The sequence below is a fragment of the Brevundimonas vancanneytii genome (assembly GCF_901421975.1).
Lineage (GTDB): Bacteria > Pseudomonadota > Alphaproteobacteria > Caulobacterales > Caulobacteraceae > Brevundimonas > Brevundimonas diminuta.
This window is the reverse complement of sequence record NZ_LR588407.1, coordinates 2,127,871-2,141,238: the sequence shown is the minus strand read 5'-3', so window position 1 is coordinate 2,141,238 and position 13,368 is coordinate 2,127,871. Positions and strand designations below refer to the sequence as shown.

The following is a 13,368-nucleotide window of genomic DNA, read 5'->3' as shown; positions in this document are numbered from 1 at the left end:
GGCAATGGGCCCTTGTCGCGTGCGTGACGTTAACCCTTGGTGCTTGTGCCAGCACGCCGTCTGGAGTGCTCATTCCGGCAACTGTCTCCAAACCCGAGGCGGCCACAGACGTTAGTGTATTGGTCTATTCCACCAGGGCTCTGTCCGACGAGCCGGGCGAGATTTATTCGGGCCAGCGTGGCGACCGGCTCAGCTCTGTGGTTGTCGATATCACTATTCCGCCATCACATCAGACAGGTGTGATCGAATGGCCGAGAAACCGTGAGGTTGACCCAGCGATAGAGTTTGCCACAAGGGCCGTAACGCCTGTGCCTGATGATGCAGCCGCTGAAGCGTGGATAGCCTCACACGCAGCGCGTGGGCATTTGCTGATCTTTGTGCACGGCTACAACGTGCCCTTTGACAAAGCTGTCTATTCGCTAGCGCAGCTCACGCATGACTCCGGCATTGAAGCGGCACCGGTGTTGTTCACCTGGCCATCGCTGGGCCGCGTCTGGGGTTATGTCTATGATCGCGAAAGTGCAAACTACTCTCGCGATGCGCTCGAAACACTGCTCGTCGTTGCGGCGCGTAATCCCGAAGTGACGGAGATCACGGTGCTCGCTCATTCGATGGGCAGCTGGATCGCTGTAGAAGCCCTGCGCCAGCACGCGATCCGCTCGTCGCGGGTTGATCCGAAAATCAGGAACGTGATCCTTGCCGCACCGGACCTCGATGTAGATGTCTTCGAACAGCAGTTTGCGGCTTTGGGACCAGAGCGCCCTCACTTCACTTTTCTTGTTTCCCGCGACGATAAGGCTCTGAGGTTCTCGCGCTTGTTGGCGGGAGGCGTTCAACGCGTGGGGGCTGTAGATCCCTCGGTTGGACCTGTCCGGGACGTTTTGGAGAGGTCAGGCGGAGTAACGGTTATCAATCTGGCAGACGTGCAAGGTCGCTCCCGGCTGAACCATTCTGTCTTTCTCGAAAGTCCAGAGGTTGTTCGCCTTCTCGGTAGCAGTATCGCCAGCGGCCCCAGCCTGTCAGGGGCCATGGACCTTCCTTTCGAGGGTCTAGTGCTCGACATGGCCGAGACGCTAACTTCTAGCGTTGTTCAGGCCAAGCCTGTGGCGAGACAGTCGAGTGAGGTGAACTATTGATAACTATAGATCGTCGGATAATGGCCCTTAGGCTCAGGACTCATAGCCAGAACAGCACGGTAGCGGCGAGGGCTATGGCGGACAGGAAGACGTTCGGGCAGCGATCGTAGCGGGTTGCGACCCGCCGCCAGTCTTTCAGGCGTCCGAACATGATTTCTATGCGGTTTCGCCGCTTGTAGCGACGCTTGTCGTAACGGATGGGCTCGGTGCGGGTTTTGCGGCCCGGGATGCACGGCATGATCCCCTTGGCCTGCAAGGCGTCCCGGAACCAGTCGGCGTCGTAGCCTCGGTCTCCCAGCAGCCACTGGGCGCGGGGCAGGCTGTCGAGGAGGGCGGCGGCGCCAATGTAGTCGCTGACCTGACCCGCTGTCATGAAGAGGCTGATGGGCCTTCCGTTCGCATCGGTCACGGCGTGAAGCTTGGTGTTCATGCCGCCTTTCGTGCGTCCGATCAGTCGCCCGAGATCCCCTTTTTTACCGCGAGGCTCGAAGCCGTGCGGTGCGCCTTGAGATAGGTCGCGTCGATCATGACCGTGCGGCGTTCGGCCTGAGCCCCGGACAGGCCCTCCATCATCCGGATGAAGACGCCAGCCTCACTCCATCGCTTCCAGCGGTTGTAGAGGGTCTTGTGCGGCCCGTAGGCCGCCGGCGCATCTCGCCAGCGCAGGCCGTTGCGGTTGACGAAGATGATCCCGCTCAACACCCGGCGGTCGTCAACGCGCGGCTTGCCGTGGCTCTTGGGGAAGAAAGGCTCCAGCCGAGCCATCTGCTCGTCCGTTAGCCAATACAGATCGCTCATATCCAGACTCCTCAGGAGCCTGAATCAGATCGTTCGCCTCACATCAATGGGTCCTGAGCCTAAGGACGGTTAACATTTCTCTTGCTCGTTCCTCGTAATCTCAACCCGATCAAACCAAGGGTATGGGGGATGGAATGACTGAGTATCTTCACAGCGCCGCCTACAGCGAAGAAGCACGGCTGAATGCGTTGCGTAATCTGAATTTGCTGGACACATCGCCGAGCGAGAGCTTTGATCGCTTGACCCGGCTGGCAAGTAGGCTGCTCGACGCGCCGGTCTCGACGATCTCGCTGACCGACAATGATCGGCAATGGTTCAAGTCGCGCGTCGGCGTCGATCTGACCGAGATTCCGCGTGAGCAGGCACCATGCAGCTACGCGATCGGCGGCGATGACGTGTTCGTCGTACCTGACCTTCTCGCCGATCCGCGCTTCGCCACAAGCCCGCTCGCCCAGGTTGGAATCCGGTTCTATGCTGGCGCGCCGCTGTTCACGCGACAGGGGCATGGGCTCGGCACTCTATGCGTGGTCGACGCGAAGCCGCGCGATCTCGAATCCGATCAGCGTCAGGTGCTGCGCGACCTTGCCGGCATGGTGATGGCCCAGGTCGAATTGCAGAACATGATCGGCCGGGTCGATGCGACGAGCGGTCTCCCAAACCAGCATCAGATGTTCGAGGACTTGGAAGAGCTGGCGACAAGCAATCGTGACGCTTCCTGCACCGGCATCATGTTCGAACTGCTTTCGACCCGCCAGTTCGGGCAAGGTCAGCGGGTTCTTGGGTCAGACTTCACCGAGGCGCTCGTTCAGGGCACGGTTGACCGTTTGCGCCCGCGATTGGGTAATTCGGCGCGTCTCTATCATGTCGGCCTCACACGCTGCGTCGTTCTCCTGACGCCGCAGTTCGGCGGCGATCCGCAGGCCTTCATTCACGAACTGGCCGAACTCATGCACGAACCGGTCCCCTGCAACGGAATACCGGTGACGCCAGCGCCGTTGCTGGGAATCTGCGAGTTCCCTATCGGTGAACTGACGCCTCGCGATGTGCTGCGCAGGCTGTTCAACGCGCTCGACGATGCCGGCCTTGCCGAAGGCGGCCTCGCGCAATACTCGCCGGCGCACGACATGAAGAACATGCGCAGCTTCATGCTGCTCAACGATTTCAAGCTGGCGCTGGAGTCCGATGACCAGTTGTCGCTGGTCTACCAGCCCCGCATCGACATGCGAACCGGTGCCTGCATCGGTGCCGAGGCGCTATTGCGCTGGACCCACCCGACATTGGGTCCGATCCCGCCGGCCGAGTTCATCCCTTCGGTCGAGGAAACCGCGCTGGTCCGGCCGTTGACCGCCTGGGTCGCTAACACGGCGCTGCGGCAGATTCAGGCATGGAATGCGGCGGGATTGGAGTTGAAGGTGTCGATCAATGTCTCGGCGCTTAATCTCGATGAAACGAACTTTACCGAGCGCCTGCTCGACGCCATCGACGCCCACGGTGTCAGCACAGCGTCGCTGGAACTCGAATTCACCGAAAGTGCCGTCGCGCGTGACAGTGCACGCGTGACCGAGCAGCTCAGCCTTCTGCGCGATGCCGGCATTGACGTGGCAATCGACGATTTCGGCACCGGCTACAGCAATCTGCAGTATCTCCAGCAACTGCCTGCCTCCGTGCTCAAGATCGATCGCGGCTTCGTAATGGGGTTGGAGACCTCGGAGCGCGACCTTACCTTGGTGCGCACCATCATCGCCATGGCCCACGATCTCGGCTATCGCGTCGTCGCCGAAGGCATCGAAACGCCCATCGTCTTCGATATGCTGAGGGACTGGGGGTGTGACGAGGGGCAGGGCTACTTCATGGCCAAGCCGATGCCGGCAACGGACCTCATGCTGTGGACAGGAAAAGCGACAATAGCGGCGTAAGGCACCCCGCGCGCATGTACGGTCCATGAAGCCGTGCATGCGCCTTGTCATTGCAAGCCACTGTCGGTTAACGAAAAACGGCTAGGCTCAGGACTCATAGCCAGAACAGCACGGTAGCGGCGAGGGCTATGGCGGACAGGAAGACGTTCGGGCAGCGATCGTAGCGGGTTGCGACCCGCCGCCAGTCTTTCAGGCGTCCGAACATGATTTCTATGCGGTTTCGCCGCTTGTAGCGACGCTTGTCGTAACGGATGGGCTCGGTGCGGGTTTTGCGGCCCGGGATGCACGGCATGATCCCCTTGGCCTGCAAGGCGTCCCGGAACCAGTCGGCGTCGTAGCCTCGGTCTCCCAGCAGCCACTGGGCGCGGGGCAGGCTGTCGAGGAGGGCGGCGGCGCCAATGTAGTCGCTGACCTGACCCGCTGTCATGAAGAGGCTGATGGGCCTTCCGTTCGCATCGGTCACGGCGTGAAGCTTGGTGTTCATGCCGCCTTTCGTGCGTCCGATCAGTCGCCCGAGATCCCCTTTTTTACCGCGAGGCTCGAAGCCGTGCGGTGCGCCTTGAGATAGGTCGCGTCGATCATGACCGTGCGGCGTTCGGCCTGAGCCCCGGACAGGCCCTCCATCATCCGGATGAAGACGCCAGCCTCACTCCATCGCTTCCAGCGGTTGTAGAGGGTCTTGTGCGGCCCGTAGGCCGCCGGCGCATCTCGCCAGCGCAGGCCGTTGCGGTTGACGAAGATGATCCCGCTCAACACCCGGCGGTCGTCAACGCGCGGCTTGCCGTGGCTCTTGGGGAAGAAAGGCTCCAGCCGAGCCATCTGCTCGTCCGTTAGCCAATACAGATCGCTCATATCCAGACTCCTCAGGAGCCTGAATCAGATCGTTCGCCTCACATCAATGGGTCCTGAGCCTAGGCGCAAAAGGGCAGGGGCGTTGCCGAAAAGCGGACCTCCAGAAATTCCGAATCTGACTCATTGCAGTCTTAAGCGACGTCCGCTTTGGACTAAGGCGTCGATTAGCTGCCGAGCACGCAGGTCTGACCTTTCTCGAGCCTTGGATGAGTCGGTTTTGCCGACCATCGCGATCGGACCAGTCGAAGACGTTGCCGCCATCTACCGAGAAGGCGTGGACCCCGGCACCCATGTCGCCTAGGGCTTGGAAGCCTTGGAGACACGAGGATGTCGGGCTCGCTAACCACGCGTGCAAGAGAGGTTTCTCCGTACAGGGTTCAGCCGTGGTCTTCACCTGCTCGGACTGGCGGGATCTGAGCGGCCGGTTCCTGCGGCAGACGTGACGACAGGGGGTCGATCTGGGTTATCCTAAATGCGCGACGAGCGAGTCGGTGTAGTTGAGCCGCTGGGACAGGGCCAAGCGCACCACCCGTGGGGCGTCCGTTTCGGTCGTATTGGCGTTTAATAAAGATTGGGTCCCGTCACGCGGACCTTGTGGTCGCCTTAAACAGCGCCTATCGCCCCGCAAGGTCAATCAATCCTTAAGCGGCGGGTCCGCTTATGGTCGGGATAAAGGAGGAGTTCATGTCAGCCAAACAGATCGCCGCTCTCCTCAATTCCCACATCGACCAAGATGACGAGCAGTTCTTCTCGATCGCGCTCCAAGCCGCCGCCCAGGAGGCCCGCGCGGGACGCCAGGACGAGGCTGAACGGCTGAAGCGTCTGGTCCAGAAGGCGCGGGACAAGGCTCGGGCGGGAGGTGCCGGCACCGTCGCCACGCCGATCCCGCTCGCGCGGCCCCGGAGCGAACTCCAGGGTCTGGTTCACAGCGCTTATCCCAAGACCCAGCTCGACAATATGGTGCTGTCCTCTGACGTGCGGGCGCGGCTCAACACGGTAGTGCGCGAGCAACGCGAGCGCGCAGTGCTTCGCGACCACGGCCAGACGCCCTCGACCCATCTGCTCCTTGTCGGTCCGCCTGGGACCGGAAAGACGATGACCGCCTCGGCCCTAGCTGGCGAGTTGAAGCTGCCTCTATTCTCCGTCCGGCTCGAGGCCGTCTTCAGCAAGCTGTTCGGGGAGACGGCGGGCAAGCTCCGCGTCCTGTTTGATCAGATAGCCCAGACACGCGGCGTCTACCTGCTTGACGAGTTCGACGCTATTGGTGCGAGCCGGTCTGAAGCCAATGACGTCGGTGAAGTGCGTCGCGTGCTGAACTCCATGCTGGCCTTCATGGAGGAGCCTAACGCCAGCGACAGCCTCGTCGTTGCCGCCACCAACCATGCCGAGATTCTTGACAGCGCGCTCGCGCGCCGGTTCGACGAAGTTATTGCCTATGACGTTCCAGACGCTGCCGGCGCCAAGGCCGTCGTCCAGCGGCGTCTGGGCAAGTTCAAGCTTTCCGCAAAGGTCTGGGCCGCGACGGGGGACCTCGCTGATGGCCTCAGCCAGGCGGAACTGGTCCGGGCGGCGGATACGGTCGTCAAACGTCTAATCCTAGACGGCGCGACGGCGGTCACAGCCGATAGGCTCACGGCTGCGCTCGGAGATCGACGGGCGTTCAAAGGTCGTTTTCGATCCTCGACTTGAGCGCTGCGCGCGCGCCACTCATGATTGACGGGCGTCTACCGATTCTCGTTATGGAAAATCATGGCCGAGCCACCCGAGTTCAGCGCGCGTGCGCACCGACATATTCCGATCGACCTATGGCGTGAAACTACGGCCTATGCGTTTCCGGCGAGGAACATGCGTAGTAAGCCGAAACGGGACAACTACGCCGCACACGCCGCCGCCTTGACCCAAGCACTCGCGCAGGCGCTCCCGCCGATTCCGCCGCGCGACCAGGATCCTCGCGTCCCCATTGTGGGTCTAGCCTTGGGCGCCATCATCGTGATGGAGACCCGGCCCTTGCCGGAGCGGTCGACCGCTAAGGCGTCGAAGGTACCCGCGGGGTTTGATTTCGCAACCCAGGACATCGTGGTTCTGCGGTCCGAACGGCGCGATGATCGCACCGAGTCCGCCGTCGTCTTCGTCCCGGATGGCGCGCGAAACTTCCTCTCAGGACGGATAGCCGCCTACGGGCGCGATCCGTTTGGTCAGGACCGACCGGACCAGGCCCGGTTCGAAGTGGTCGAACGCTTCGTTGCCGCAGAAGCCCTCGCCCTGTTCGCGGAGCCGCTCGTAAGGGGCGGGCCGGCGGTCTGGTGGGAATACTGGATTCGAGCGGCGCCGGGGCGCGCTGACGTGGTTGCACAGACCGCCGCCCAGAGAGGGCTCGACGTCCATCCTGATCGTCTCAACTTCCCAGACACGACCGTGCTGCTGGTCCATGCTTCGGCGGACCACGCCTTGGCTCTGGCCGAGGCGACCGTCGGGGCGGTTACGGAAGTCCGGCGCTCCACGGAAACCATTCTGCCCTTCCTCGACAGGGGCGACGACCGTGTGGGGCAAGCAGATTTCGTCGCCGACCTGGCGGCGCGGGTGACGGCGGCGCCCAGGGACGCCCCGTTCATCTGTCTGATGGACACCGGCGTGGCCGCCGCCCACCCGCTCATCGCGCCTGGGCTCGCAGGCGCGCTAGCCTATGATGAGGCCTGGGGCGTCGACGATCACGCCGACGGCGGCGGCCACGGCACCGGTCTGGCGACTCTGGCCTTGTACGGTGATCTCCACGGTCCGATGCAGGACCTGCGCGCCGTGGCCCTGGGCCACGCCGTGGTATCGATGAAACTGCTCGCCCCTCGGGACTTTGCGCCCCACGAGCCCCGCCAGTACGGCTTCGTGACCCAGGGCGCCGTGGCCCAGGTGGAGATCGCCCACGGCCAGGCCGCTGCCTATCTGCTAGCGACGGGGTCTCAGGAACATTCTGCGGCGCGGCCGTCGAGCTGGAGCGGCGCGCTCGATCAGATCGCGTCCGGCTCGACCCTCGGCGACATAGGCGACGGTCTCGCCGCGGCGAGTGCACGCCCCAAACGTCTGCTGGCGGTTGCGACCGGCAATGTGACCGGCGGCATGAAGGCCGATATCGATCCGCCTGGACCGATCGAGGATCCGGCGCAGAGCTGGAACGCCCTGACCATCGGCGGCTACACCACCAAGGTGGAGCCGGGGCCGGACGACATCGGCATGACGCCTGTGGCCTTGGCCAACGCCCTCAGTCCGTTCAGCCGTACCTCGAGCGTGCTGCCGGGAGATCTGACGCCGATCAAGCCGGAGGTCCTGTTTGAGGCCGGCAATATGCTTGCCGATCGGTCGGGGTTCTGCGGCTATCGGCCGTCTGTTTCACTCCTGTGCGCCGGCTCAGACGTGATTAGAGAGCCGCTGACCCCGATCTGGGCCACCAGCGCTGCGACCGGAGTGGCAGGCCAGTTCTTCGGGCGGCTTGAAGCTGCTTTGCCGGGGCTGTGGCCTGAGACCTATCGGGGCCTGACCGTTCAGTCGGCGGACTGGCCAGCGCCGATGCGCAAACAGCTGATCGGCACGGGTGCCCATTGGAAGACTGGCCCCAAGGGAAAGAAGCAGACGATCATTCGATCGTTCGGGTACGGCGTCCCGAGCCTTGATCGGGCGGTGGCCTCGGCGCGCAACGCCGTGACTCTGATCGCGCAGGCCGAAATCCAGCCGTTCGCCGCCGCACAGGAGGGCCGGGGTGCCGTCTATAACGAAATGCATTTCTACAATCTGCCGTGGCCGACGCGGGCGCTGGAAGCCCTTGAGAACGAGATCGTCGTGATGAAGGTGGCCTTGTCCTATTTCATCGAGCCGAATCTTACCGGCCGCGCGGCGACACGGCCGGACACCTATCGCTCGTTCGGGCTGCGGTTCGGGATGAAGCGGCGAGGGGAGACCGACGTCCAGTTCCGGGCCCGCGTGAATGCGGCTCAGCAGAAGGAGGCGGTGGCCGATAAGGAGGCGGACCACTGGCTCCTCGGCCCGATGGCAGTCAACGTCGGATCCTTGCATTGCGACCTGTGGCGGGGGCGCGCGATCGAGCTAGCGGGGCACGACGCCATCGCCATCTATCCAGTCGGCGGCTGGTGGAAATCGCATCAGGGTCAAAGGCGGATGAACGACAAGGGCCGCTACAGTCTGACCATCACTCTGTCCGCGTCGGGGCACGAAGTCGACATGCACAGCGAGATAGAGACCTTGCTGGAAGCCAAGGTCGCGGCGACCCTCCTGGGTGTCGCCGCTGAAGCTTGAGCGGAACGTTGCCCTCGCCTTTACCTGGAGCGGGATTTTTAGCGCTGACCTGTTGGGTGGGGCGGACCGCTCAGGATTCGATAGGGTGCTGTCATCTGTGGACGGCCCCTGCACTGCAAGGGTGAATCTGGTTTGAAGTGACGATCTGGGTGTTGCGGTCATCTGTCCGGCCTGTTTGTGCGGCGTCGATGGCCGCTGGCCCTGATGGAGTCCGCTGGACCAGGTCCCAATCAGGCTATCGAGCTCAAGGCTCCGACAGTACCTCGGGTTTTCCCAGCCTGCGGCCACTACCTGATCATCATCATCCCATATGCACCCTTCCAGTTCGGAGCTACAAACCAATGGTTCGCAGCAATCTCGGTTAAACCTTAGCGATAGGTCTGTAGGTCTCGCCTCGCGCCATTACCGCCCACGCAATCCGGGCGGTCTTATTGGCCATGGCTACGGTCACGACGCGGGATGGCCGACGCTCCAGTAACGCCTGGACCCAGCCAGCTGATGGCGTCACACCGGTTCGAGCACGCCGGATCACCGACGTAGCCCCGACCACGAGGAGCTTGCGCAGATAGCCATCTCCCTTCTTGGAGATTTGGCCCAACCGCTCCTTGCCACCAGATGAGTTTTGTCGAGGAACCAGTCCCAGGAAGGCAGCGAACTCACGACCGGATTTGAACAGTTTTGGATCGCTGATGCTGGCCGCCAGAGCGGTTGAAGTGATAATCCCGACTCCAGGAATGGTGGCCAGACGCTGGCTTGTCTCGTTCTCGCGATGCCAAGCCAGCAGTCGCCGCTCAAGCGTGCGTATTTGTACGGCCAGGGCATCAAGCTGGGCACCGAGCATCTGCATTGTCAGCACCGCCGCTTGCGGAAGCGTCGAAGGATGTGTCTCTCGCACCAACTGCAGGAGATCAGTGATCCGTCGCGCGCCCTGCGGGACGACGAGGCCGAACTCTGCGCAATGGCTACGGATGGCCCGGATCAGCGTGGTCTTCTGTCGAACCAGCAACTCCCTGGTCCGATGCAAGGTCAGGATCGCTTGACGCTCAGCGCTCTTGACCGGCACGAACCTCATCGTCGGACGCGTCACAGCCTCGCAGATTGCTTCAGCGTCAGCCGCATCATTTTTCTGGCGGCGGAGGTAGGCCTTTACATAACTCGGCGGCATCAACCGAACTTCGTGGCCCAAGGCAGAGAGTTCACGGGCCCAATAATGGGCGGTGGCGCACGCTTCCATGCCGATCAGGCACGGGGGTAAATCTCTAAAGAACCTCATGAGTTCAGAACGCCGCAGCTTCCGGCGAACAGTAACCTGTCCTTCGCTGCTAACGCCGTGAACCTGAAATACGCTCTTGGCGAGGTCGAGGCCGATCGTGGTAGTCATCATGGTGGACGGTTCCTGTTCTGTGGCCACATCAACAACGACCACACTATGGCGCACTCGACGCCGGACACAGGGGCCGTCCACCCCATCAGTCTAACGCTAAAGGTGCTCCACCTAAAAGGTGGCAAGCCACTGGTGGAGTAGGCATTTCTATGAAGCCCTTATCGTTTAAGCGACATCGTTTTCCAGCTGAGGTGATCCGTCATGCCGTGTGGCTGTACTTTCGTTTCAACCTGAGCTTCCGTGATGTCGAGGAGTTGATGACGCAACGCGGAATCGACGTGAGCTACGAAACGATCCGGTGCTGGACGATCAAGTTCGGGCCTTTGATTGCACGGCGGCTGAAGAAGCGACGTGGGTCACCCACAGGCCGCTGGCATCTCGATGAGATGGTTTGCAAGATCGGTGGCAGACGTATGTATCTGTGGCGTGCGGTCGACGACGAAGGCGAGGTTTTAGATGTCATCGTCCAGCGTCGACGGGATACAGAGGCGGCTTTGAAGCTGATGAGACGTCTTTTGCGAAACCAACCTGTCGAGCCAGAAACCATCACAACGGACGGGTTGGCCTCGTACGGTGCGGCACTCGATCGGTTGGAACTGCGCCATCTGCATCGCCCTGGCAGGCTTCGTGACAACAACCGCGTTGAGAACTCACATCTGCCGATCCGACGACGGGAACGACAGCATCAGAGGTTCAAATCCCAAGCCTCAGCCCAGAGATTTCTCACCACCCACGCCGCGATCTACAACACCTTCAACTTCCAGCGCCATTTGATCAGCAGACCCACACTTCGTTGCTTTCGCGCTGAAGCGAATGCCGCGTGGGAGGCGGCCGTGGTCTGAAAATGAGCAGGGTAAGGATCTTTCGACTTCGCTTAGTTATCCTGACAGCACCGGTGAGAGTATGATGTGGTTTGGCTATTTTCTGTTTGCGCTTCAGCACCCGTGGGGTTGGTTGACGCTGTTCAGCCCAATCTACGTCTATTGGTTCATGGGCTATGGATCGGCAGCGCCTGGCAATGAGCGCCACATGCGCAAGACCCGTCCTGACTATGAAGACTACGCCCGTCGCGTGCCCGGGATGTTCCCTCGCTTGCCGTTCGGAGGTCGATAATGAGCGGCGTTGATCTGAGTGGGCGTGTCGCCATCGTCACCGGCGCCGGCAAGGGGTTGGGGAGGGCCTACGCCTTGGGTCTGGCGGCGCGCGGCGCGGCTGTGGTGGTCAACAACCGCCGCCATGCAGGCGAAAGCACCGAAGAGACCTCGGCCTGGTCGACGGCCGAGGCGATCAAGGCGGCGGGCGGACGGGCGGTGGCCAACTTTGGCTCGGTTGAAGCCGAAGACTCCGGCCTGGTCATGGTTCGTGATGCGCTGGACACGTTCGGACGGCTGGACATCGTCGTCGCCAACGCCGCAGCGCCTCAGGCGGCGGGGTTCAACAAGACGGATCTGGCGACCTTTCGCCATGTGTTCAATGTCGGCTTTCTAGGCACGCTGAACCTGCTGCACGCGGCTTGGCCGCTGTTTCGAGAGGTGGGCTATGGTCGGATCGTAACCACGACCTCCAGCGCCGGGCGTTTCGGCCAGCACGGCCTGTCGGCCTATGGCGCATCCAAGGCGGCGGTCGAGAGCCTGACGCGGACGCTGGCGGCGGAAGGGGCGCGCAACGGAATCCTGGCCAACGCCGTGTCGCCCTACGCCCTGTCGCAGATGACGGAGGGTTATATGCGATCCGATGTGGCCGAGCGGTTCACGCCTGACAAGGTGGTTCCGTTAGTCGCCTGGCTGTCCAGTCAGGACTGCACGATCAACGGCGAGGTCATCGTCGCCGGGGGCGGCCGCTTCCGTCGCGCGGGGCCGGTGGAGACGCCCAGCCGGGAAGGGGATGAGGGAAGCTTCGCCGCCCTCATGTCTGATCTGGCGACGACGCCCGGGCGGTCGTTCAGCAGTTCGAACCAGGCGTTTGACACCTTGCTGGTCGAGGCGGGCCTGGAGCCTCGCGCGCCGCTGGATTAGTTCTGATTGCCGGGAAGGCGCGCGGGCGTGACGTCAGCGTGTTGGACCGGCTGAGCGCAGCAACTGCAACGCACCACAGCCTGGAGCCGCTCGCCGCAGGCTTTGTGGGTGAGGATCAGAGGCTCTTCGCCCGGCGCATGAATGAAGCGATCGCCCCAGTGCATCATCTGCACGGTGATGGTGAAGATGGCGCGGGCCGGGGCGGATAGGCTGTAAAGGTAGCGGTCCGGCCTTTCCTGATACAGCCGCGTATGGGCCAGGCCGAGAAGTTGGAACTTGCGCAATCGATCCGACAGGATCGCGGGGTGCAGGCCTGTGTGCGTCTCGAACTCATCGAAGCGGTGGCAACCCATGAAGAAGGCGGCCAGAAGCTGGGCGGCCCGACGGTCTCCCATGGCCTGAAGGAAGCGACTGGGCTTGTCTTCGCCCCCTCTGACATCGTCAGCGCCTGAACGGGAGTTGCGAAAGCGACGCCCCTCGGCCGCCACAGAGGGCCCGGCACCGGGGCCTTCACGATAGGTGACGCCTTCAAGGGTCACGTCTCGCTCGCACCGTCCGCACACCGAACGTGAGCGCAGGGGCTGGCCGCATTTATGGATCCACATCGGCTGAACTGTCTGGTCGGGATTGTCCCATGCCAGCCGCCATTCGTCGCTAGCGGCGAAGATGGGGAACATGGCGATTCCCTTTTCGGTCAGCCGATAGCCGCCGCCGCGCTTGCTAGCCGACACCTTCTCCGCGCAGCCCGCCTCGATCAACTGGCTCAACCGTTTGGATAGGGTTGAAGGTGAGACGTGCAACAGGGCGATCAGATCGCTCCAGCTATCGACCCCGGCGAACATCGCCTCGATCAGCATCAGCATCCAGCGATCGCCGATAATGTCGAGCGTCGATAAGACCGAGCTGCGGCGTGCGGTATAAGTGTCGGTCATTCGAAGCCTGTCTCCTGCCCCTGTCTAGCTGAG

Annotated in this window: 11 protein-coding genes; 7 read left to right on the top strand and 4 right to left on the bottom strand. The window is 62.3% G+C overall.

The genetic code is table 11. The features are described from left to right. Nucleotides 1–119 precede the first annotated feature (119 nt). Nucleotides 120–1,136 (top strand): alpha/beta hydrolase, encoded by a 1,017-nt coding sequence (locus FGL25_RS10675; RefSeq protein ID WP_197733825.1) that lies wholly within the window; start codon nt 120–122, stop codon nt 1,134–1,136. Between the two features lie 40 nt (nt 1,137–1,176). Here FGL25_RS10675 and FGL25_RS10670 read toward each other — a convergent pair. Further along, a protein-coding gene (locus FGL25_RS10670; protein ID WP_125901841.1) for an IS5 family transposase occupies nt 1,177–1,934 on the bottom strand; the annotation gives its coding sequence in 2 pieces (ribosomal slippage) (nt 1,177–1,601 and nt 1,601–1,934; 759 coding nt in all). A 134-nt stretch (nt 1,935–2,068) separates the two neighbouring features. Here FGL25_RS10670 and FGL25_RS10665 point away from each other — a divergent pair. Then, nucleotides 2,069–3,850, top strand: coding sequence for a putative bifunctional diguanylate cyclase/phosphodiesterase (locus FGL25_RS10665; RefSeq protein WP_167493331.1), 1,782 nt, complete (start codon nt 2,069–2,071; stop codon nt 3,848–3,850). 94 nt (nt 3,851–3,944) lie between these two features. On the opposite strand, the gene FGL25_RS10660 is transcribed toward FGL25_RS10665, so the two are convergent. Next, nucleotides 3,945–4,702, bottom strand: a protein-coding gene (locus tag FGL25_RS10660; protein WP_125901841.1) for an IS5 family transposase whose coding sequence is annotated in 2 segments (ribosomal slippage) — nt 3,945–4,369 and nt 4,369–4,702 — 759 coding nt in all. Because the reading frame shifts where the segments join, the coding sequence is not laid out codon by codon here. A gap of 684 nt (nt 4,703–5,386) precedes the next feature. On the opposite strand from FGL25_RS10660, the gene FGL25_RS10655 reads away from it, so the two are divergent. Beyond that, nucleotides 5,387–6,391, top strand: a complete 1,005-nt coding sequence (locus FGL25_RS10655; RefSeq protein WP_138141662.1) for an AAA family ATPase — start codon at nt 5,387–5,389, stop codon at nt 6,389–6,391. Between the two features lie 60 nt (nt 6,392–6,451). Beyond that, nucleotides 6,452–9,004: a S8 family peptidase gene (locus FGL25_RS10650; protein ID WP_138141661.1), complete on the top strand. Its 2,553-nt coding sequence runs from the start codon at nt 6,452–6,454 to the stop codon at nt 9,002–9,004. Between the two features lie 361 nt (nt 9,005–9,365). Here the strand turns inward: FGL25_RS10650 and FGL25_RS10645 are convergent, their stop codons facing one another. Next, on the bottom strand, nt 9,366–10,388 hold the full coding sequence (locus tag FGL25_RS10645; RefSeq protein WP_138141660.1) for an IS110 family transposase: 1,023 nt from the start codon (nt 10,386–10,388) through the stop codon (nt 9,366–9,368). Between the two features lie 149 nt (nt 10,389–10,537). Between FGL25_RS10645 and FGL25_RS10640 the strand changes: the two genes are divergently transcribed. The 3 genes from FGL25_RS10640 to FGL25_RS10630 are packed head-to-tail and all read left to right on the top strand — an operon-like array spanning nt 10,538 to nt 12,403. After that, nucleotides 10,538–11,230 (top strand): IS6 family transposase, encoded by a 693-nt coding sequence (locus tag FGL25_RS10640; protein WP_138141659.1) that lies wholly within the window; start codon nt 10,538–10,540, stop codon nt 11,228–11,230. Continuing rightward, nucleotides 11,202–11,501: a DUF1295 domain-containing protein gene (locus FGL25_RS17990; protein ID WP_138141658.1), complete on the top strand. Its 300-nt coding sequence runs from the start codon at nt 11,202–11,204 to the stop codon at nt 11,499–11,501. Before FGL25_RS10640 ends, FGL25_RS17990 begins: the two co-directional genes overlap by 29 nt. Next, nucleotides 11,501–12,403 carry an SDR family NAD(P)-dependent oxidoreductase gene (locus FGL25_RS10630; RefSeq protein ID WP_138141657.1) on the top strand — a complete coding sequence of 301 codons (903 nt, stop codon included), beginning with the start codon at nt 11,501–11,503 and terminating at the stop codon, nt 12,401–12,403. The genes FGL25_RS17990 and FGL25_RS10630 overlap by 1 nt, the downstream gene beginning before the upstream one ends. Here the strand turns inward: FGL25_RS10630 and FGL25_RS10625 are convergent. Beyond that, on the bottom strand, nt 12,400–13,335 hold the full coding sequence (locus FGL25_RS10625; RefSeq protein WP_138141656.1) for a winged helix-turn-helix transcriptional regulator: 936 nt from the start codon (nt 13,333–13,335) through the stop codon (nt 12,400–12,402). The two genes, FGL25_RS10630 and FGL25_RS10625, sit on opposite strands and share 4 nt — an antisense overlap. Nucleotides 13,336–13,368: the final 33 nt, after the last annotated feature.

Coding starts and splice junctions, on each gene's coding strand:
- FGL25_RS10665 (WP_167493331.1), top strand. CDS start 2,069: ATGACTGAGTATCTTCACAGCGCCGCCTACAGCGAAGAAGCACGGCTG.
- FGL25_RS10655 (WP_138141662.1), top strand. CDS start 5,387: ATGTCAGCCAAACAGATCGCCGCTCTCCTCAATTCCCACATCGACCAA.
- FGL25_RS10650 (WP_138141661.1), top strand. CDS start 6,452: ATGGCCGAGCCACCCGAGTTCAGCGCGCGTGCGCACCGACATATTCCG.
- FGL25_RS10645 (WP_138141660.1), bottom strand. CDS start 10,388: ATGATGACTACCACGATCGGCCTCGACCTCGCCAAGAGCGTATTTCAG.
- FGL25_RS10640 (WP_138141659.1), top strand. CDS start 10,538: ATGAAGCCCTTATCGTTTAAGCGACATCGTTTTCCAGCTGAGGTGATC.
- FGL25_RS17990 (WP_138141658.1), top strand. CDS start 11,202: ATGCCGCGTGGGAGGCGGCCGTGGTCTGAAAATGAGCAGGGTAAGGAT.
- FGL25_RS10630 (WP_138141657.1), top strand. CDS start 11,501: ATGAGCGGCGTTGATCTGAGTGGGCGTGTCGCCATCGTCACCGGCGCC.
- FGL25_RS10625 (WP_138141656.1), bottom strand. CDS start 13,335: ATGACCGACACTTATACCGCACGCCGCAGCTCGGTCTTATCGACGCTC.